This is a genomic window from Archangium minus (assembly GCF_044360475.1).
Lineage (GTDB): Bacteria > Myxococcota > Myxococcia > Myxococcales > Myxococcaceae > Archangium > Archangium minus.
This window is the reverse complement of the sequence record NZ_CP043494.1, coordinates 11171296-11190256: the sequence shown is the minus strand read 5'-3', so window position 1 is coordinate 11190256 and position 18961 is coordinate 11171296. Positions and strand designations below refer to the sequence as shown.

The 18961-nt window shown below is 68.4% G+C and carries 19 protein-coding genes; 14 read left to right on the top strand and 5 right to left on the bottom strand.

All coding sequences use genetic code 11. The features are described from left to right. The first annotated feature begins 1 nt into the window (after position 1). The 4 genes from F0U60_RS45795 (at position 2) to F0U60_RS45780 (ending at position 6811) form a co-directional block, all read left to right on the top strand. Positions 2-3076 carry a hypothetical protein gene (locus tag F0U60_RS45795; RefSeq protein ID WP_395809925.1) on the top strand — a complete coding sequence of 1025 codons (3075 nt, stop codon included), beginning with the start codon at positions 2-4 and terminating at the stop codon, positions 3074-3076. Beyond that, a complete protein-coding gene (locus F0U60_RS45790) occupies positions 3066-4712 on the top strand; it encodes an SWIM zinc finger family protein (protein WP_395809923.1) in 1647 nt (548 codons plus the stop codon). Before F0U60_RS45795 ends, F0U60_RS45790 begins: the two co-directional genes overlap by 11 nt. 278 nt (positions 4713-4990) lie before the next feature. Then, positions 4991-6535, top strand: a complete 1545-nt coding sequence (locus tag F0U60_RS45785; RefSeq protein ID WP_395809921.1) for a reverse transcriptase family protein — start codon at positions 4991-4993, stop codon at positions 6533-6535. Positions 6536-6562: 27 nt separating this feature from the next. Continuing rightward, complete coding sequence (locus F0U60_RS45780) at positions 6563-6811, top strand: hypothetical protein (RefSeq protein WP_395809919.1); 249 nt, start codon at positions 6563-6565, stop codon at positions 6809-6811. Between the two features lie 15 nt (positions 6812-6826). Here the strand turns inward: F0U60_RS45780 and F0U60_RS45775 are convergent, their stop codons facing one another. Beyond that, positions 6827-7414, bottom strand: a complete 588-nt coding sequence (locus tag F0U60_RS45775; RefSeq protein WP_395809917.1) for a GAF domain-containing protein — start codon at positions 7412-7414, stop codon at positions 6827-6829. A gap of 241 nt (positions 7415-7655) precedes the next feature. Between F0U60_RS45775 and F0U60_RS45770 the strand changes: the two genes are divergently transcribed. Further along, positions 7656-8285 (top strand): hypothetical protein, encoded by a 630-nt coding sequence (locus F0U60_RS45770; RefSeq protein ID WP_395809915.1) that lies wholly within the window; start codon positions 7656-7658, stop codon positions 8283-8285. Positions 8286-8475: 190 nt separating this feature from the next. After that, positions 8476-9651 (top strand): phosphatidylserine/phosphatidylglycerophosphate/cardiolipin synthase family protein, encoded by a 1176-nt coding sequence (locus tag F0U60_RS45765; RefSeq protein ID WP_395809913.1) that lies wholly within the window; start codon positions 8476-8478, stop codon positions 9649-9651. Between the two features lie 12 nt (positions 9652-9663). Here the strand turns inward: F0U60_RS45765 and nth are convergent, their stop codons facing one another. Both nth and F0U60_RS45755 read right to left on the bottom strand, forming a co-directional pair. Next, complete coding sequence (gene nth / locus F0U60_RS45760; RefSeq protein WP_395809911.1) at positions 9664-10428, bottom strand: endonuclease III domain-containing protein; 765 nt, start codon at positions 10426-10428, stop codon at positions 9664-9666. After that, a complete protein-coding gene (locus F0U60_RS45755) occupies positions 10394-10630 on the bottom strand; it encodes a hypothetical protein (RefSeq protein WP_395809909.1) in 237 nt (78 codons plus the stop codon). Before F0U60_RS45755 ends, nth begins: the two co-directional genes overlap by 35 nt. Before the next feature lie 302 nt (positions 10631-10932). Here F0U60_RS45755 and F0U60_RS45750 point away from each other — a divergent pair, with 302 nt between their 5' ends. The 5 genes from F0U60_RS45750 to F0U60_RS45730 all read left to right on the top strand — a co-directional run bounded on the left by F0U60_RS45750 (position 10933) and on the right by F0U60_RS45730 (position 13410). Continuing rightward, a complete protein-coding gene (locus tag F0U60_RS45750) occupies positions 10933-11160 on the top strand; it encodes a hypothetical protein (protein ID WP_395809908.1) in 228 nt (75 codons plus the stop codon). A 152-nt stretch (positions 11161-11312) separates the two neighbouring features. Beyond that, positions 11313-11879 (top strand): hypothetical protein, encoded by a 567-nt coding sequence (locus F0U60_RS45745; protein WP_395809906.1) that lies wholly within the window; start codon positions 11313-11315, stop codon positions 11877-11879. Between the two features lie 65 nt (positions 11880-11944). Beyond that, the gene (locus tag F0U60_RS45740; RefSeq protein WP_395809904.1) at positions 11945-12499 is read left to right on the top strand and encodes a hypothetical protein; all 555 of its coding nucleotides are present in this window, start codon (positions 11945-11947) and stop codon (positions 12497-12499) included. Beyond that, positions 12496-12909, top strand: coding sequence for a hypothetical protein (locus tag F0U60_RS45735; RefSeq protein ID WP_395809902.1), 414 nt, complete (start codon positions 12496-12498; stop codon positions 12907-12909). Before F0U60_RS45740 ends, F0U60_RS45735 begins: the two co-directional genes overlap by 4 nt. 267 nt (positions 12910-13176) lie before the next feature. Then, positions 13177-13410: a YtxH domain-containing protein gene (locus F0U60_RS45730; protein ID WP_395809900.1), complete on the top strand. Its 234-nt coding sequence runs from the start codon at positions 13177-13179 to the stop codon at positions 13408-13410. A 74-nt stretch (positions 13411-13484) separates the two neighbouring features. On the opposite strand, the gene F0U60_RS45725 is transcribed toward F0U60_RS45730, so the two are convergent. After that, positions 13485-13988 (bottom strand): GNAT family N-acetyltransferase, encoded by a 504-nt coding sequence (locus F0U60_RS45725; RefSeq protein WP_395809898.1) that lies wholly within the window; start codon positions 13986-13988, stop codon positions 13485-13487. A 142-nt stretch (positions 13989-14130) separates the two neighbouring features. Between F0U60_RS45725 and argC the strand changes: the two genes are divergently transcribed. Further along, positions 14131-15210 (top strand): N-acetyl-gamma-glutamyl-phosphate reductase, encoded by a 1080-nt coding sequence (gene argC / locus F0U60_RS45720; protein ID WP_395809896.1) that lies wholly within the window; start codon positions 14131-14133, stop codon positions 15208-15210. Continuing rightward, complete coding sequence (argB, locus tag F0U60_RS45715) at positions 15207-16055, top strand: acetylglutamate kinase (RefSeq protein ID WP_395809894.1); 849 nt, start codon at positions 15207-15209, stop codon at positions 16053-16055. Before argC ends, argB begins: the two co-directional genes overlap by 4 nt. A gap of 26 nt (positions 16056-16081) precedes the next feature. Here the strand turns inward: argB and F0U60_RS45710 are convergent, their stop codons facing one another. Beyond that, entirely contained in the window at positions 16082-16888 is an 807-nt protein-coding gene (locus F0U60_RS45710; protein WP_395809892.1) for an AraC family transcriptional regulator, read from the bottom strand. Between the two features lie 101 nt (positions 16889-16989). On the opposite strand from F0U60_RS45710, the gene F0U60_RS45705 reads away from it, so the two are divergent. Beyond that, positions 16990-18450 (top strand): FAD-dependent oxidoreductase, encoded by a 1461-nt coding sequence (locus F0U60_RS45705; protein ID WP_395809890.1) that lies wholly within the window; start codon positions 16990-16992, stop codon positions 18448-18450. The last annotated feature ends 511 nt before the right edge of the window (positions 18451-18961 follow it).

Here is an 18961-nt window from a genome sequence, read left to right as displayed (position 1 = left end):
CGTGAAACTGCTCGAGCAGGTGAGCCTGCTCTTCCAAGAGGGGAAGAGCGACAAGGTGTACGAGGTGGACCTCCTGGAGGTCTCCCCGGGCCAATGCGTGGTGAACTTCCGCTACGGGCGGAGGGGCACTGCGTTGAAGGACGGCTCGAAGACGCCCGTGCCCGTGCCCCAGGCCGAGGCGAAGCGCGTCTTCGACAAGCTCGTCCAGTCCAAGCTGGACTCGGGCTACGTGCGTGGGGGCGCGCCCGGTACTCCGGTCTCGCCGCCCGCATCTCGCACTCCCGTGCCGCCGCCTCCTGCGGTGGAGGCTCCGTCGGGCTTGTCTCCCCGGGAGCGCGCCCTCCTGGAGCAGCTCCAGCAGGAGGCTCAGGCCCGGCGGTGGTTCCGCCGCGCCGCTGTGCGTGCCCAACCTCGGGACCTCGAGCGTGTCATCTGGCGCGTGGGGGAGTTGCGCGTGCGCTCCGCCGAGCCCCTGCTGCTGCCCATGTTGGAGCGGGCCACGCCCCTGCGTGCGTATTGCGTCGCCGCTGCTCTGGGTCGCCTGGGCTCGGAGGCCTCCGTGTCCGCGCTCGGGCGACTCTACGGAGATGCCTCCACGCCGGACATGGTGCGCCGCATGGCCACCGAGGCGTTGATGCAGCTCTCCGATGAGACCACCCGCGCCGATTTTCGCAAGGACGTGGAGGGGAAGCTGCCCCCCGCGCTGCGTGAGCCAGCCCGGGGAGGGGACGCGGAAGCCTTTGGCAAGGCACTCGATGCCTGGCTCGCCTCCGGGAAGGAGGAGGCGGTCGATGTCCTCGAGTCCCTGTACCTGGTGGACTCGGAGACGGTGCGGCCCGCGCTCCTGCGGGTGCTCCGCTCGGTGCCCTTCACCCTGCGAGCGGTGCGGGTGCTGCGTCACCTCTTCAAGGCTGCCGAGTACCGGTACGACGGCGAGGTGTTCGGCCTTATCGCCTGGCGCTACGAGAAGGAGCGCCACTTCAGGCTCAGCCACCCTCGCGGCTACACCCGCGAGACACGTACGTACCTCCGGCGCAGGGTGTGGCGCACGCTGCGCAGGTTGGGAGAGTTGGAGAGCCCGGAGTTCGTGAAGATGGCGGTGGGCGTGCTGCTCGCCTTCAGCGACGCGGACGCCGTCCCCGTGCGCACGACTGGCTGGGGTCGTGACCAGAAGCAGTGGGACGTCTGGTGGCCCTACTGGGCCTTCAACCATCTGCTCTACCACGGGAGCTCGCGCTACGAGCCCATGGAGGACTCGCTCTCCTTCCGCTGCCTGAGCGCGTATCGGCCCGGAGACAAGGCGCCCGAGCTCCGCGAAGAGGCCTTCCCCAAGCTGTGGGAGCGCACCCCGGCGGGTCTGCTGCACCTCCTGGACGAGAGTGGCTGCGCTCCGGTGCACGACTTCGCCTCCCGCGCGCTGCGGGCCTGCCCGGACTTCCTCGCGCGGCTGGACGTGGACGCGGTGGCCATGTTGCTGGAGCGCCCCTACGTGTCCACTGCGCGCCTCGGCTTCGAGCTGGCCTCACAGCGGCTGGACGCGCGGCGCGAGCCCCGGGCGCTGCTGCTCGCGGTGGCGCGTTCCTCGTACCTGCCTGCCCGTCAGCAGGCGTTCCGCTGGATGGACGAGGTGCGCCACGCCCTCATCGAGGACACCGGCTTCATCACGGGGCTGGCCACCGCGCGGCACGCGGAGACCCGTGCGTATGCCGCCAACCTGGTGCGCGGCTCCGTGCTCTCCGAGCAGGCTGTGCGCACGCTCGTGGGCCGGTTGGTGGCGGCGCTGCTGTCCCTGAAGGAGAAGGAGGACGGCCCTATTGCCACGGACGTGGCCCGCGTGGTGCTCGCCGCGCTGGGGCCTGTGTCCCGCGCGGTGGGGTTGGAGGTGGTGCGCGACCTGCTCGCCCACCCGATGCCCGAGGTGCAGGAGCTGGGCGGCGAGCTGTTGCTGCGCAGGGATTTGCGCACCGAGCCCGTGCCGGAGGACCTGCTCCTCCTTCTGGTGCAGTCCGAGCACGCGCCGCTCCGGGCCCTGGGCCTGCGGCTGCTCGCGCTCCTCTCGGAGTCCGAGGCCACGCTGCTGGCCCAGGAGGAGCTCCTCACGCATCTGGCCACCAGCCGCGTGGCGGATGTGCGCGCCGCCGTGCGCCCGCTGCTCGGGCGGCTCCTGGCCGCGAGCCCCTCTGCCGGAGCACGGGTGGTGGAGGCCTTGTTGGCCGCGCTGCTGCGCCGTCGCCTGCCGGAGGGCGTGCCGGCACACGTGGCCGCGCTCCTCTCGGGAGAGCTGGCGCCCGCGCTGGCCGCGCTGCCGGTGGAGACGGCGTGGCGGCTGCTCGATTCCGAGGACGCCGACGCGCAGACGGTGGGTGCGGAGTTGCTCGCCCGCCATGGCGCGGTGTTGACGGTGGATGTGCCGCGCGCGGTGAAGCTCGCCGGGCATGACGTGCTGGCGGTGCGCGAGTGGGCGTGGCGTTGGCTGGAGGCACACGTCTCAGAGGTGCGCGCGGAGCTGTCCACAGCGGTGGGCCTGCTGGACTCGCGCTGGGACGACGCCCGCGCCTTCGGCTTCCGTTACTTTCGCGAGCGCTTCGCCCCGGAGGACTTCTCCCTGGAGGTGCTCGTCTCCGTGGCGGACAGCGTGCGCAAGGACGTGCAGGCCTTCGGGCGGGACATGCTCACGCGCTCCTTCCGCGAGGTGGACGGGCCCGCGCTGCTCCTGCGTCTGTCCGAGCACCCCGCGCCCGCGGTGCAGCTCTTCGCCACCAACTACCTGGACCGTTTCGCCAGTGGCAACCCAGCCCTGGTGGAGCAGCTGACGCCCTACTTCACCCGGGTGCTGAGCCAGGTGAACAAGGGCCGCGTCGCGCGACAGCGTGTGCTGGGCTTCCTCCAGCGCGAGGGCCGGAGCACCGAGGCCAGCGGCCGTGTCGCCATGGAGGTGCTGCACCGGATGTCAGCCACCATCGCTATAGAGCATCGGGCCGCGGCGCTGGAGGCGATGCTCTCCATCGCCAAGGCACAGCCGTCCATTCCCGTTCCCTTCCACGTTCGCCCGGTGGAGGTCCGCCGTGCAGTTTGAGTACTCCTACGCGGGCAACACCGCGGTGCAGCACCGGGGAGACAGCACCCAGCTGTCCTTCGCACCGGACCTCAAGCGCCAGCCCACCTTCTTCTCCGGCGAGCTGCGCCAGAACGTGGCCTTCCGCGAGGCCATCTCCGCCCTGCACGACGTGGTGGTGTCGGACTTGCGCTTCAAGCCCAAGGACAAGACGGCCTACAAGCAGTGGGCCGCGCAGCAGGAGCAGGTGGACCTGGCGTCCATTGCCTCCCAGCGCCAGTCCGTGGCCAGCCGCCTCAAGGCCCTGCGCGAGGAGCTCGCCGCGCTGGAGTCGGAGAGCTCCCGCCGCATGAGCGCCTTCTACACGGCGCGCTCGCGCTACTTCCAATACCTCTACGAGAAGAACCGGGACATGTGGTTCGTGTTCGACCCGGTCATCACCGTCCACCCGGACGAGTGCTTCTTCGAGTGCTTCAGCCAGGATGAGTCCAGCTACGGCCGGCTCGGCGCCAGCTACGAGGTCTTCCAGAACATCGGCGAGTTCTCCTGCGGCACCACCAACATCGACTACTCAACGCCGCTCTACGACGAGTTCCAGAAGATCCGCTCCTACAAGCGCACGCGCTTCGAGGTGGACCCGAGCGGCTTCACCACGCAGACGGGCACGGACACGGCGTACAAGGAGGTGAAGATCGACCTCCCGGACTCGTGGGTGCGCGGCTTTCTGCAGGTGAACTCGGCGATGGCCCTGTCGGCGGTGCGCTTCACGCTGCACCCCATGGACGTGCACAACTTCCTCTTCGTGCTCGCGAGGCACAAGGAGAAGAAGGGGCCGCGCTCCATGCGCTACAAGCTGGCGCCAGGGAAGCCGGTGAAGGTGGTGTTCGAGCCGTGGGGGACGGAGGTGGAGTGTCCGCGCTCGGTGTTCGAGGGCGAGGGCACGCATGACATCCGCGTGTGGGGTCGCCGGCGGCTGCGCGTGCTGGAGCGGCTCATCCCCGTGGCTCGGCGCTTCACGGTGCACCTGCTGGGCACGGGACTGCCGTCCTTCTACGTGGCGGACTTGGGAGACCTGTCCTTCACGCTGGGCCTGTCCGGGTGGACGGCCAATGACTGGTCCACCGCGGGCAACTTTGACCTGATGGCGCCGCGCGGGCAGGTGGACGAGTTCACGCGCCGCCGCGTCTTCGACGCACTCAAGGAGACGTGGTCCGCCAGGCCCGAGGCGCTGGCGGCGAAGCTGGGGCTGGAGCGAGGCGCGGTGCTCGGCGCGCTGTCGGCCTGGACGCAGGCGGGGCGGGCCATCTGGGATTTGAACAAGGGCGTGTACCGGGCGCGCGAGCTGAGCCGCGAACCCCTGCCCATGGACAAGCTGCGCTTCGCCAACGAGCGCGAGGAGCGCGCCACGCGCTTCCTGGACGCGAGGGCGGTGGACCTCAAGGTTCGGCTCGGGACCACGGACGCTTCCGTGGAGCTGAGCGGTGCGGTGAAGGAGGGCGCGAAGGTGCTGCGACCCACTTTGCGACTCGACGCGGACCAGCGTATGGTTTTCGGCGAGTGCACGTGCAACTTCTTCCAGCAGAACAAGCTGTTTCGGGGGCCGTGCGAGCACCTGCTCGCGTTGCGGCTCCAGCACTCACGGGTGTCTCGCACATGAGAGAGGCGAGGGTCCGCGCACGCGGCGGTCAGGGGGCAGTACCTTGCAACCCGGGCGGTGTTTCGCCGTCCATGCCTCATGGCCTGTCATGCGTCACTGGCCCGCTCTTCACTGTGCGGTGCCTCCCTCCTGGTGGCGGCAGCGCTGTCGACCTCGTCGGTCCTGCGCGCCACCAGGAGGGGGCACCGCTTGAGTTGAGACGGTCCAGTCCCGAGAGCAGTACGAAGGTGCTCTCTGACCGCCGCGTGGACGGACTCTCCCTCTCTCTCTGAGCCACCATGTCCTCCCAGCCCCCCCGTAACCGACAGGAGCTGTACGACCGCATCCGCGCCAGCTCCAAGGAAGAGGTCATCCTCGAGGAGATGGTGCGCTTGGGCTTCTGGCCGGCGCGCACCGGCATTCCCGGGGACCCGGTGGATGTGGTGCACCGGCGCAACGAGTTGCTGGGGCAGATCCGCGCGCTCGCCACGGAGCAGGGTCGGCTGGGCAACCTGGAGGCGATGAAGCGCGAGCTGCGCAAGCGGCGGCTGGAGGAGAGCCGGCGCAAGCAGCAGGAGACGAAGGAGCGGCGCGAGCGCGAGCGGCAAGCTCGGGCCCAGGCCTGGAAGGAGCGCAAGGCGAAGGAGCTGCTCTTCCTGGGCCGGGGCGTGTCCGAGGGCCTGAGTGAGCGCGTCACAGACGAGGCGAAGCTCACGCGCCTGGGGCTGCCGGTGCTGGCGTCACCGGAGGCGCTGGCGCAGGCGCTGGGGTTGAGCGTGGGGAAGCTCCGGGCGCTGTGCTTCGCGCGCACCGTGTCCACGTCGAGCAACTACGTGCGCTTCCTGCTGCCCAAGAAGACGGGCGGCACCCGGCTCATCTCCGCGCCTCTGCCGCGCCTCAAGGCTGCGCAGGCGTGGGTGTTGGAGAACATCCTGGAGAAGGTGCCCGTGCACGATGCGGCCCACGGCTTTCGCGCGGGGCGCTCCATTGTCACCAACGCCCGGCCGCACGTGGGGGCGGGCGTGGTGGTGAACCTGGACTTGAAGGACTTCTTCCCCTCGGTGCTGTACCCGCGGGTGAAGGGCGTCTTCGTGAAGCTGGGCTACAGCGAGGCCACCGCCACGGTGCTGGCGCTGCTGTGCACCGAGCCGGACGTGGAAGAGGTGGAGCTGGACGGGCGGCGCTACTACGTCGCCACGGGCGAGCGGCGGCTGCCCCAGGGGGCGCCCACCTCGCCCGCGCTGACGAACATCCTCTGCCGGCGGTTGGATCGGCGGCTGTCGGGCGCGGCGCGCAAGCTGGGCTTCGTCTACACGCGCTATGCGGATGACCTCACGTTCTCCGCCCACGGGCCGGGGCCCCATGACGCGGGCGAGCTGCTGCGCTTCGTGCGCTGGCTGGTGCGGCAGGAGGACTTCACTCCACACCCCGAGAAGACGCGCATCCTGCGCCGGGGCCGGCAGCAGGAGGTGACGGGCATTGTCGTCAACGACAAGCCCGGTGTGGATCGCGAGACGCTCAAGCGCTTCCGCGCCCTGCTGCACCAGCTCGAGAAGAGCGGGCCCGGGGGCAAGACGTGGGGCCGTGGCGGGGATGTCATCGCCTCCGCCGTGGGCTACGCCCACTACGTGGCCATGGTGGATCCGGTGAAGGGCGCGGTGCTCCAGCAGAAGGCTCGGGCGCTCGAGGCGCGTTACGGACGGGCTCCTGTGCCCAAGCCTCCCGCGGCTCCATCCCAGGCAACTGTGGCCCCCGCGGCTCCTCCCGAGGCACCTGTGAGCCGGCCGGAGAGTGAGCAGAAGCCTCCCGAGCCCCCGAAGAAGAAGTGGTGGAAGCTGTTCTGAGCGGGGACTCGCGGTAGGGTCGCGCGCGTGAATTGGACTGTCGTCTTCGTGGTGCTCGGCGCGGTGGTGCTGCTCGGGCTCATCTTCTGGGTCGTGAAGGGCAACGAGGTCAGCCGCCTGCGCGAGCAGTACTTCCGCAGCGTTCCTCCACCTCGGGCCCAGGCCGAGGCGTCCCTCGCGCGTCACCTGGCCCGCCTCCAGGAGCGCTACCCCGGAAAGACGGAGGTCTGGTACCTCCGCCGCGTCCTGGCGGATCTGCAACGCGATCGCCGGTGAGCCCCGGGGCGAGGCTCAGCGCGTGCCCGTCGCCGCGCAGCGCAGCATCATTGCTTCCAGCTCCTGGCGCGTCTGCGCCAGCGTCTCGCGCCGCATGTCCTGGCGCAGCGCGTTCGACAGCGAGCGCGACAGCGTCCGGATGATGGTCAGCTCATCGGACGACCAGCGGCGCTCCTTCTGGCAGTCGTCCAGCCGCAGGAAGCCCCACCACTGGCCGTTGATGTTGCCCACGTTGATGGGGCTCAGCAGCACCGACTGCACGCCCTGCGCCTCCAGGTTCACCTGCAGCGGACCCTGGATGTTGCGCACGAGCTCCCAGACCGGCTGCCCGCGCGAGAGCACCTCCACCCAACCCGCCATCTGATCCTTCAGCGGGAACGTCTGCAGCAGCGGCGTCATGGGCGCCGAGCCCCACGCATGCCTCAGCGGGGCCAGCCGCTTGCCCGGCATCGTCGCGGTGCTGTTCTCGTAAACCACCGCTCGGTCAACACCGATCGCGCGTCCCACCATCTCGATGGCCGCCATCACCGCCTGACCGGAAAACCCCTGCTCCACCAGCAGCTTCGATGCCTCGGTGACCTTCGCGAATGCTTCGACCGACATCGCATCCTCCGTGCCGAGGGTGAACCCAGCGTCAAACCGGAAAACCCGTATGCGCCGCCTTCCTGGCGACTCATGAGTTCATTGAACAGCAAACGGGCCCGGACTGTCAAGTCTCCCTGGATTTTATCAGCTCATCTGAAATTCCAAGTTTCGGCACCGTGCGCACCTCGAGCAGCCGAGCTCGGATAGCCTCGGGGCATCCGGTGCCGGCCGATGGGCCCGGACAGGAGGTCTCGACAGGATGGAGAGCCTGGACTCGCGCCTGGAGCAGTTGGAGCGCCGTTGCCGCCGCCTGCAGTCCGTCACCTTTGTCGCGCTCGCGCTTGGGGCGCTGGGCGTGGGGGTGGCCGCGCTGCGCCCGATGTGGCCCGCGGAGGGAGGGGAGCTGGTGGCCTCGCGGTTGACCCTGCGCGATGCGCAAGGCCGCACCCGCGCCACCCTCTCCGCGAAGGAGGAGGGCGAGGGGGGCCTGGTGCTGCACGACACCGAGGGCCGACCCCGGGCGCTGCTGGGCGTAGACAACAGCGGCTCGCCCCGGCTCCGCTTCGCCACCGCCGAGGGGGCCATGCTCGCCGAGCTGACCGTGTACTCGGACGAGGCCCCGCGTCTGGCACTGGGGAAGAACGGGGGCACCGAGTTCTTCTCCGTGTCGCTCATGACGGACGGCTCCTCGCGCCTGGAGCTCGCGGACGAGGACGGGCGCCCCCGGGCCATTCTCGGCGCTGACGAGCACGGCGCGCCTGGGCTGCTGCTCGTGGACCGTCAGGGGCAGCCCCGGGCTTCGCTGCGGGTGTCGCCCAAGGACGATGCCAGCCTCGTGCTCGAGGGGCGCGACGGAGAGGTGTTCCGTGCTCCCTCCTCCATTCAGTAGGCCGGGGTGGGAGCGGGGGCAGAACTCACGTACATGTTGAGGAGGCAGGCAAGCGGGCCCGGACCTCGCCAGGGCTTCCCGTGGCGCGCCGCGTCCCTACCTTCCCACGCTCATGGAACCGCCATCGACGGGAACTCACGGGTGGGAGAGGCCTGACGAGCTCAACCGCCAGCATGAGATGCGCGGGCCGATGGGACTGCCGCCGGGATTCCGGGCCTTCTGCCATGCGCTCTATCAGTCCACGCGTGTGCGACTCGAGCCGGGCCACCGGGTGGAGCTCGTAGAGAACGGAGCCGTCTTCGACGAGCTGTGCTGCGCCATCCGCCAGGCCACCGAGTCCATCCACATCCTCGTCTTCATCTGGCGGCCCAGCGAGCCCTCCAACCGTCTTGTGGAGGCGCTGTGTGAGCGCGCCCGCGCGGGAGTCGCCTGTCGCGTCATCGTGGACCCCGTGGGAAGCGAAGAGGTTCGGGGCGAGCACGACTTTGATCCGCAGGTGGAGCAGCGGCTGCGCGACGGGGGCGTGGAGGTGCACTACTTCCGACCGCTGTCGGGCAGGTGGCTCGGGCGGCTGTTCGGGCGCACGCACCACAAGCTCGTCGTCATCGACGGGAAGCGGGGCTTCACCGGAGGCTTTGGCATCTGGAAGTCGTGGCAGGGCCAGGGAGACAGCCCCGAGGAGTGGCGCGACACCAACGTGCGCGTGGAGGGCCCTACGGTGCGCGAGATGCAGCTCACCTTCGCGCGGGCCTGGCAGGAGTGCGGCGGAGCGCTGCTGCCGGAGCGCTGCTTCCCGGAGCTGGAGCCGGTGGGCGACGCGCGCGCCGGCTTCGTGGAGAGCATCGGGGCCTCCGGCATCTCCGACGCCGAGCGCATGCTGCGCATGGTGTTCGCCGAGGCGCGAGAGCGCCTGTGGATCGCCAACGCCTACTTCACTCCGCCCAACGCCATCCTCGAGCAGCTGCTGGAGAAGCGGAAGCAGGGTGTGGATGTGCGGGTGCTCGCGGCCGGGCCCGTGCATGACTGGCGCATCGTCCGCGCCTCGCAGCGCGCCACCTACGAGAAGCTGCTGAAGGGTGGGGTGCGCATCTGGGAGTACCAGCCTTCGATGATGCACTCGAAGACGGTGCTCGTGGATGACTGGCTGAGCGTCGTGGGCTCCACCAACCTGGATGCGCTGTCGCTGCACCGCATGCGCGAGGGCTCGCTGGTGGTGGCGGACCGGCATCTGGCTTCCCAGCTCGAGACGTGTTGGGCGAGGGACCTGAAGCACTCGAAGGAGATGACGCTCGCCCGAGGTGGGCGAACCAACCCGTGGCGGCGCTTCGCGCGGCAGGTGACGCAGATCCTCGCCGTGGACCGCTGAGCCCGGCGCGGCTCAGCGTGGTTGACGGACGCCCACCTGCTGGCACATGGACAGTACGGGGCACGTGGAGCACCGGGGCTGCGTGCCTGTGCACACGTGCTTGCCGAAGGGCACCAGGAGTCGGTTGAGCTCCACCCAGTGCGCCCGGGGCAGCTTCTCCTCCAGCGCGGCCAGGGTCTGCTCGGGAGTGCGTGCGCGCACGTAGCCCCAGCGGTTCGTCACCCGGTGCACGTGGATGTCCACGCTGATGCGCGCCTGCCCGCACGCAATTCCCAGCGCCAGGTGCGCGCACTTGGGCCCTACGCCCTTGAAGGACTGGAGCACGTCGGCGTCACACGGCAGCTCGCCGCCAAACTCCTCCACCGTCCGCACTGCGATGGCGTGGAGCGTCTGCGCCTTGGGCTCGGGGAACGTCACGGGGCGGATGAGGGTGTGGATGCGCTCCGGCCCCAGGCTGCGCATGGCTTCGGGCGTGCGGGCCTGGGACAGCAGCCGGAGCGCCACCGGCAGCGTCACCTCGTCCCGCGTGCGGATGGACAGGATGCAGCCCACGAGCTGCTCGAAGAGGCTTGTGTGGCCGCGCGCTGCCAGCTCGAACATGGCGGCATCCGCGAAACCCCGGATGGACTCGCGCACCCGTGCCAGCACCACCTCGATGTCGAGGGGCTCCTTGTCCGCGCGGGGAGGGACCTCCGGGGCCTCGCGGACGGTGCGTCCGCGGAGGCTCGCCGGGGCCCGCCGACTACTGGGAGCCCGCCTTGGAACTGCCGGGGGCATGGACCGTCCTCTTGTCTTCCTTCCCGGGCTTGTTGGGGCCGCCGTGGGTGCCGAACTCGCCCGCGTTGCGCTGCTTGGGGTACTCCTCGTCCGGCCGCCGCTCCCGTCCCTGGCCCGAGACGTCTCCCGAGTCCACCTTCGGGTACAACCTCTCCTTGTCCTCGTCAGAATGCAGCTTCTCCCTGTCCTGGTCCTGTGCCATCGGGCACCTCCCTTTCCGGGAGAAGATGGGGATGCCCCGTGGGTGTGGCTCCTGGTTGCTGACGCGCCGCCGGGCGGACAGGCCGCCAGGCGTAAGTAGATCTGTCTACCCTGCTTGCAATGACAGCCATTCACCTGGACTGCTGGTCGCTCTCCTCTCGCGGACGGCACACTGTGTGTGTCGAAACCCGCCTATCCAGTCCATCAAGATAAGTCATGCAGACTGGGATTGCCTGTCATCGCTCGCGCGGATAGAAGCGCCGCGCCCGCTAGACGGGCTCACTTCACTTGAGAGGAAATTCAATGAAGCTTCTTGGACGCATCGCGATGGTGATGTGTGGGGCGGCGCTGGTGGGTTGTGGCGTGGAGGGTTCGGAGAGTGAGGGCGTGGGAAGCAGCGAGAGCCTGTCCACCCAGTCCTCCGCGATCGTCTGTCCGCAGCTGGTGCCGCCGGGCCCTGGCTTCTGCGAGAACGGCACGATTGTTCCGGTGTATGAGGGCACCTGCATCGTGGCTTACCGCTGCATCTGATGCAGCTCGCGGCCTCCGCCCATCCCTGGGGTGGGCGGGCTGCGTCCGCGCGGAGCCGATGTGCGGCTTCCCCGGGGGCTTCTCGATGCCTACCCTGTTCTCGCCTCAGTGGCGTGGTGGTGTCGCTATCCGGGGGAGGGCAGGGGAGGCCTATGCGCAGAGTCGAGCGGACACTCATTCAATCGCTGGAGGAGCGCTTTCGGCGGATCACCGAGCTGCTTTATGACACCCGTGTTCCCGCCGATGTCCTGGATGAGGAGGTTCTGCCCTTCCTGGCGGAGGACGTCAGCTTCACGGACCCCTGGCAGCGCGGGGCTGGCCGAGAGACTTACCGGCGCGGAGCGGCGGGCTTCCACTGCATGTTCTCGTTCGACTTCGACATCACCCAGCTCAATGTCCAACTGGAGGAGGGTGGCCTCAAGGGCCGCGCGATCGTCGACGGGGTGATGAACCTGAAGCAGTTCAGCTGGCTGTACACCTATCCGCTCAGGACCATCCTCGTTTACGACTTCACGCTCCTGGCACCCACTTCGCCCGGAGGGGACTTCAAGCCGCTCATCCACGCTCATGAGGAGATGTGGAGCTTTGGCGACATGATTGCCGCCGTTCCCGGGGTGGGATGGGTCTACAAGAACCTCTTCCGCAGGGGCTTCAGCTACGGCTTCCTAGCGGCGTCCGCGCTCTGCCGCCGTGTGAAGGGCATGCCGAGCCTCTCCTGACCGTGGGCGCGCCCGAGCGCGTGACGGATGGTCATGGGCTCGTTGCCTGAAGTAGAAACGGGTGCATGCCCCAGCTGGTCCTGCCCGCCAATGAGATGAACGAGTTCGATCTGCCCCGTGTCTGCATCGTCACCGGGCAGACCGAAGGTGTGGTCTTCAAGGACGTGAAGTTCTCCTGGTACCCGCGATGGGTGAGCCTTTTCGTCGTCCTCAACGTGCTCATCGCGGCCCTCATCGCGTTCGCTCTGACGAAGCGAGCGAAGGGGCAGCTCCCCTTCACTGAAGATGCCTGGAAGCAGTGGAAGCGGGGCCAGCTCCTCTTCGGCTTCTCCGTCGTGCTGGCCATCGTGCTGTGCATGGGAAGCTTTTTCTTGCTGATGAGTGGGCTGAGAGAGAACGGCACGCCCGGGCTCGGCGCGCCGGGAATAGTGCTCGCCTTCGCGTTGCCCATCACCGTCTGGTTCCTCTTCCTGCGCAACAAGGGCCCCCTGGTGGAGCGCATCGCGGAGGGGCAGGTGACGCTGAAGATTCCGAGCGACTTCGCGGCCGATACCATTGCTCGCCACCTGGTCGCGGGCCAGGCGTTGCCTGGAGCGCAGAGGGCGCGGCGGAGCGCATGAGCTCGCTGCTTCCCGCTCCCGAGGGAGCCACCTGTGCCAGCCACCCCGAGGCGCTCGCGAACTGGACCTGTGGGCGCTGTGGCTCGTTCATGTGCCCGGCTTGCGAACGCCGGGTGCGCCCCGAGGCCCTCCCCATGTGCGTCGCCTGCTGGGAGCTGCGCAGCCGCACCGTCGCTCAGCAGCAGGACTCAGATTCCGGTATCACCCTGTTGAACGTCGGTCTGGGACTGGGCCTCGTTTCGCTTTTTCCTTTCTGCGTGGCCATCCAACTCGCTTCCTTCGTCGTGAACATCGTGGCGCTCGTTCGTGCCAGGACACCGCCGGCCCGTGCGCTGCGCTGGCGCGCGTGGCTGGGGTTGGGCCTTACCGGGCTCGGCCTGCTGGTGACACTCGTCATGATGTGGCACTGACTTTTCGGGACGGAGGTTGCACATGACGAAGGTCACGAACCAGCCGTCGGGTGTCGTCGCGGGCACGATTGGATGTCTCGGGCCCGGCCGAGGCGGACGTCGCTTCGACGAAGGTGGTCACTTCCCGCCAGAAGCGCTGAGGGCCCGCCACGCCCGTGGCACGAATTCTTTCCGCAAGCCCTTTGCAGCCGGCAAAACGTTCCTACCTTCCCGCGCATGAAACGGCTCCGGAGGCCGAAAGCCGGGGCCACACAAGAGGAGAGACGCATGACGAAGAAGGCACTGCTGGCTCTGGCGCTGGGAACCCTGCTGACGGGAGTGGGCTGCCGCCATACCCGTGAGGGCGCCGAGTCGGACATCGAGCGTGCCGGGGAGAAGACCGAGGACGCCGCCGAGAAGGCCGGTGAGAAGGTCGAGGACTCCGCGGAGAACGCCGCCGACAAGACCGAGGACGCCGCCGAGAAGGCCGGCGACAAGATCGAGGACGCGACTGACAAGTAGTCCTCAGGGCGCAGCGGCGGGAGTGGGCACCCCGGTGGTTGGGGCCCGCTCCTGCTCGCGGCTATGAAGTCCTGTTACTCGGCCGAGCGCAGGTCGAGCGCGTACCAGCGGTCGCAGCTGAAGTGGCCCGTGGCGCCCATGGGCGCGCAGAGCTGTTGGAAGCCCAGGCGGCGGTAGAGCTTCTGCGCCTGCTCCATCCCCGACAGCGTCTCCAGGTAGCACGTCCGGTAACCCGCCTCCCGCGCGAACTCCAGGCTCTGACGCAGCAGCCGCTCGCCTACGCCGCGCCCGCGCGCTTCCGGCAGGAAGTACATCTTCCGCAGCTCGCAGACGCCTGGCTCGTTTCCCTCCAGCGGGGCGATGCCTCCACCACCCACCACCCGGCCCGTCTCGTCCTCCACCACCCAATAGGCCCGACCCGGCTGCGAGTAGGCCGCGCTCATCCCGTCCACCTCGGCGTCTTGGATGGCGAAGCCCGGCCCATTCGCGCCGAACTCGGGCATGACCTTGCGGATGATTGCCGCCACCGCCGCGTCATCCCGCGGCTCGATGGGGCGCAGCTTCAGTTCCGTGCTCATAAGGGACTCAAACGTTCCATAGCCTCCGCTCCGAGGCCAGTGCCCTTGTGTGAACAGCTCCCCATGGCCCGCCGCGTCAGTGGTGCGGCGTGGTGGATTTCCCGGTGGGGGAGCCCCTATACACCCGCCCAGGAAGTCCCTCATGGAGACATCGCACATGGCCAACAAGGTCAAGGCAGTCCTCATCGGCGGTACCGGCTACGGCGGAGCGGAGATCCTCCGCCGGCTCCTCTTCCACCCGAACGTGGAGGTGGTGCGCATCACCGCGGTGGACAACATCGGCAAGAAGGTGGGCGACGTTCACTTCAACCTCGCCGGGCTCACCGACCTGACCTTCCAGGAGATGCCGCCCGCTCAGGCGGTGGCGGGCGCGGACGTGGCCTTCCTGGCCATGCCCCACAAGACCACCGCCAAGGTGGTGCTGGACATCATCAACTCGGGCGTGCGCATCGTGGACCTGTCGGGCGACTTCCGCCTGCGCGATGCGGCCTCCTACGCGAAGTACTACGGCGTGGAGCACCCGGCGCCGCAGATGCTCACCGACGGCACCTTCACCTACGGCATGCCCGAGCTCAACCGCGAGGCCATCCGCAAGGCGCGCTACATCGCGAGCCCCGGCTGCTTCGCCACCACCATCGCGCTCGGTCTGCTGCCGCTGGCCAAGGCGGGCCTGCTCTCCGGCCCCATCCACACCGTGGCGGCCACGGGCTCCTCGGGCAGTGGTGCCAATCCGCAGATCACCACGCACCACCCGCTGCGCGCGGCGAACCTGCGCACCTACAAGCCGCTCGAGCACCAGCACATCCCCGAGATTCTCCAGACGCTGCGCATTGCCGGCGGCAAGGAGGACATGTCGCTGGAGTTCGTGCCCGTGTCGGCGCCGCTGCCGCGCGGCATCTTCTCCACCTCGTTCGCGGAGGTGCCCGCCTCCGTCACGCAGGAGCAGCTCACCGCCGCGTGGAAGTCCGCCTTCGCCAACGAGCCCTTCATCCGGATTGTCGGCGGCGGCCGTCAGCCCGAGGTCGTGGGCGTGTCCGGCAGCAACTACGTGGAGGTGGGCTTCACGCTGGGCCCCGTGACGGGCAACACCCGCCGCGTGGTGTGCTTCTCGGCGCTCGACAACCTGGTGAAGGGCGGCGCGGGCCAGTCCATCCAGAGCTTCAACGTGATGATGGGCTGGGATGAGCGTCTCACCCTCGCCGAGCCGGGGTTGTGGCCGTGAGCAAGCTCACCGACTTTCGAGGGCGCTGGTTCGTCGTGAAGATTGGCGGCGAGCTGGCCATGGACAAGCAGAAGCTGGCCGCGAGCGTGGGCGCCGCTGTGCGCGCCTTCCTCGACGCGGGTATCCGCGTGGCCGTCATCCACGGCGGTGGGCCCCAGGCCACCGAGATGCAGAAGAAGCTCGGCCTCCAGCCGAAGATGGTGGCCGGCCGGCGCTACACCGACGAGGCCACCCTCGAGGTGATGAAGATGACGCTCGCGGGCCAGGTGTCCGTGGACGTGGCCTCGGCCTTCCGCATCGCCGGAGTCCCCGCCCTGTGCACCACCGGCATGTCCGCGGGGCTGATCGACGCGAAGCGCCGGCCTCCCAAGGTCATGAGCGGCGCGGGCCCCGACCCGGTGGACCTCGGACTGGTGGGCGACGTCACCGGCGTGAACACCGAGGCCTTCCAGCGCATCTCCGATGCGGGCTTCGTTCCAGTGCTCGGCTCGCTCTCGGGTGACGCGCAGGGCAACGTCCTCAACATCAACGCGGACACCGTGGCCACCCGCGTGGCCGCGAAGCTGGGAGCAGCCAAGCTGTTCCTCGTGTCCAACGTGCCCGGCGTGCTCGCCAACAAGGATGATCCGTCCACTCGCCTGCCCACGCTGACGCCCGCCGCGGCCCGCGAGAAGATCGCCTCCGGTGTCATCCAGGGCGGGATGATTCCGAAGGTGGAGGAGAGCCTGGAGATGCTCGAGGAGGGCATTGAGGCCATCCACATCGTGGGCATCTCGCCCAACGACGCCGTGCTGCGCGAGGCCGAGCAGCCCGGCAGTCACGGCACCGCGTTCCTGCGCGGGTAGGGCAGGGGGAGGGCTCGTCCCTCCTTCTATCTCCTCGCCTCCGGGTTGCGACGCCCGGCCATGCACTGGGCCGGGGTCGTTCCGAGGAAGCGTTTGAACATGGCGATGAACGCACTCACGCTCTCGTAGCCCAGGGAGAAGGCCACGTTTCCTACGGGCTCTCCCTCCGACAGCAGCTCCAGGGCGCGTGCCAGCTTTGCCTGCTGTCGCCAGTGCACGAAGGTCATGCCCGTCTCCTGCTTGAAGTGGCGCGTCAGGGACCGCTCGCTGATGCCCGCCCAGGAGGCCAGGGCCCCGATGCTTCTTGCATCGGCTGGATCCGCGAGGAGTGCCCGGGCGATGGCGGCGAGCCGCCGCTCCCGCGGCATGGGCAGGCGCAGTGCCAGCTCTTCTTCCGCCACCTGAAGCTCGTCGATGGCGACCTCCGCCAAGCGGGCCTGGGGCGGACTGAGCGGCGCACCGAGCTCCCAGTCCGTGGCGCGCTCGACGATGCTCTCCAGCACCCGGGACATCCGCACGACACGGGCCTCCTTGGGCAGTTGTTCGCAGGCCGGGGCCGAGACATAGACGCTCCAGCCGCTCGTCGGGCCGAACCACTGCGCCGAGTGCCAGGTGCCGGGAGGAATCCAGCCGGCCATTCCCGGTGGCATGAGCCAATTGCCGCGTGAGGTATGGATGACGAGCAGCCCGTTCTCGATGGAGAACAGCTGCCCTCGCACATGGCGGTGCCGGGCGAGCTCGGGATCCTGGCCCGAGTGGATGGGTATGGCGATGAGCGCCGGGTCGTCCGGACGCTCGATGGCGGCGATGATGCGCTCACTGGGCTTCGGCATGTTGGCGGAAAGTCGGTATTCTTTGGCTGGATGACGATACCACGCCAGACGCGCCGACTCCTATGGTGATGCATGAACAATCATTGCCATGGAGTTCCGGTATGAAGGATGTCATCGAGGTCGCTGTGGTGGGCGGTGGTCCGACAGGGTTGATGCTTGCCTGCGAATTGGCTCTGGCTGGCATTGCCGTGACGGTGTTCGAGCGCCGGCGTGAGCCGGTCCAGCAATCGCGCGCATTGACGCTCCATCCGCGCTCCATTGAGGTCCTGGCGCTGCGCGGATGGGAGGGGCCTTTCCTGGAGCGCGGCAAGCCCCTGCCGACCGGCCACTTCGGCATGCTCGACACGCGGCTGGACTTCTCCGCGCTCGACACGACCTTCAAGTTCACGTTGTTCATCTCCCAGGTCGTCACCGAGACGCTGCTCGAGGAGCGCGCCCGGGCGCTCGGCGTGGACATCCGGCGTGGATACGAGATTCGGGAGTTGCGGCAGGATGCCGATGGCGTGGACCTCGTTGGTTCGGCCTCGGGCCAGGACTTCCGCTGCCGCGCGCGTTATGGGGTGGGCGCGGATGGGGCGCGCAGCATCGTCCGGCAACTCGCGGGGATCCGCTTCGTGGGTACGGACACCTCGGTCACCGCCATGCTGGGCGACGTGGTCCTCGCCGAGCCTCCTTCGACGCCTGCCTTCTCTGCCATCAACGCCCGGGGGGGCATCATGATCGTCCCGCTCGGTCCCGGCCTCCACCGCGTCATCGTCTTCGATCCCGAACGCATGCAGGTGCCGGTCAAGGAGAGCGTCACCCTCGACGAGTTGAGGCGGAGCGTCACGAGGATTTGTGGCAGCGATCTCGGGATGAGAGACCCTCAGTGGCTGTCGCGCTTTGGCAACGAGACGCGGATTGCTGAATCCTACAGGTCGGGTCGCATCCTGCTCGCCGGCGATGCCGCGCACATCCACTTCCCCGCTGGAGGGCAGGGCCTCAACGTCGGCTTGCAGGACGCCATGAACCTCGGCTGGAAGCTCGCCGGCGTACTGCGAGACCAGGCTCCGCAGTCGCTGCTTGAGAGCTACCACCGGGAGCGCTACCCCGTGGGCCATGCGCTCACTCGCAACACGGAGGCGCAGACCGCCCTCATGGGCTGCACACCGTCCGTCCTGGCCTTGCGCGACCTGATGTCGGGCTTCTTGAAGGACCCCGCCTTGAATCGCTCCCTGGCGGAGCGTCTAGGGGCCATGGACGTGGCCTATCCGGACCTGGAGCTACCTGCCCCTCGGGTCGAGGGCAGGCTCGTGACGGCCTTGATTGGCAAGCGGCTCCCTGACCTGGAGCTGACGCTGCTCGATGGAGTCGTGAAGAGGCTCTATTCCTTCATGCACGAGGGGAAGTGGTTGCTGCTGCAACTCCGAGGCGGCCACGGACCCGCGGTTCAGTTGGATCCGACGTGGCGGGGATGGACGAACGTCGTTCAGGCCCGTCTGGGTGAGGACCGCGAAGAGCTCCGTGGGTTGAGCGGGCTCCTGATTCGCCCAGATGGGCATGTCGGTTGGGCCTGGGCCTAGGCTCCCCCGTGCGCTCGTGTTCTCATGTGCAGTAGGCTGCACATGGACTTGGGCGCACTGCGTCGTATGGGTGGCACCCCCAAGTCCAAGTTGCTCATTTCCCTGGGCTTCTCGCCCGGCATGGTCGTTGTAGGGGGCTTCACCCAACATGTACTGCTCGTCCTGCCGCCAGGAGCGTCTCGGCGGACTTCTCTGTGCCGCGTGTGGCAAGGCCATGGCCCCACGTCCTCGCGAAGTCCTCGAACGAGAGCTCGACCACGTTCACTTCCTTCTCTCGGAGATGGAGGCGTGGGACTCCACGTATGTCCCCAAGGGCGCTCGGACTTATCTGACCCAGCGCTATGAGCGGCAGGCTCGCATCCTGCTCTCCGTGCTCGCTGAGTCTCCCGCGGACTCCGTGGCCCCTGTCTCTGTGGCTCCCGACACCGTGGTCGAACCCGCTGGGTCTTTGGCGGGGCAGGACGCGGAGCCTGGGCCTTCCCCGATGGTGGTTGAAAGCGCGGGGGATTCT

Excerpts from the sequence above, each read along its gene's own strand:
- nth (WP_395809911.1), bottom strand. The coding sequence starts at position 10,428 with ATGCCCCCGGCAGTTCCAAGGCGGGCTCCCAGTAGTCGGCGGGCCCCG.
- F0U60_RS45765 (WP_395809913.1), top strand. The coding sequence starts at position 8,476 with ATGGGACTGCCGCCGGGATTCCGGGCCTTCTGCCATGCGCTCTATCAG.
- F0U60_RS45730 (WP_395809900.1), top strand. The coding sequence starts at position 13,177 with ATGACGAAGAAGGCACTGCTGGCTCTGGCGCTGGGAACCCTGCTGACG.
- F0U60_RS45725 (WP_395809898.1), bottom strand. The coding sequence starts at position 13,988 with ATGAGCACGGAACTGAAGCTGCGCCCCATCGAGCCGCGGGATGACGCG.
- F0U60_RS45750 (WP_395809908.1), top strand. The coding sequence starts at position 10,933 with ATGAAGCTTCTTGGACGCATCGCGATGGTGATGTGTGGGGCGGCGCTG.
- F0U60_RS45710 (WP_395809892.1), bottom strand. The coding sequence starts at position 16,888 with ATGCCGAAGCCCAGTGAGCGCATCATCGCCGCCATCGAGCGTCCGGAC.
- F0U60_RS45785 (WP_395809921.1), top strand. The coding sequence starts at position 4,991 with ATGTCCTCCCAGCCCCCCCGTAACCGACAGGAGCTGTACGACCGCATC.
- F0U60_RS45735 (WP_395809902.1), top strand. The coding sequence starts at position 12,496 with ATGAGCTCGCTGCTTCCCGCTCCCGAGGGAGCCACCTGTGCCAGCCAC.
- argC (WP_395809896.1), top strand. The coding sequence starts at position 14,131 with ATGGAGACATCGCACATGGCCAACAAGGTCAAGGCAGTCCTCATCGGC.
- F0U60_RS45755 (WP_395809909.1), bottom strand. The coding sequence starts at position 10,630 with ATGGCACAGGACCAGGACAGGGAGAAGCTGCATTCTGACGAGGACAAG.
- F0U60_RS45770 (WP_395809915.1), top strand. The coding sequence starts at position 7,656 with ATGGAGAGCCTGGACTCGCGCCTGGAGCAGTTGGAGCGCCGTTGCCGC.
- F0U60_RS45745 (WP_395809906.1), top strand. The coding sequence starts at position 11,313 with ATGCGCAGAGTCGAGCGGACACTCATTCAATCGCTGGAGGAGCGCTTT.
- F0U60_RS45740 (WP_395809904.1), top strand. The coding sequence starts at position 11,945 with ATGCCCCAGCTGGTCCTGCCCGCCAATGAGATGAACGAGTTCGATCTG.
- F0U60_RS45705 (WP_395809890.1), top strand. The coding sequence starts at position 16,990 with ATGAAGGATGTCATCGAGGTCGCTGTGGTGGGCGGTGGTCCGACAGGG.
- F0U60_RS45775 (WP_395809917.1), bottom strand. The coding sequence starts at position 7,414 with ATGTCGGTCGAAGCATTCGCGAAGGTCACCGAGGCATCGAAGCTGCTG.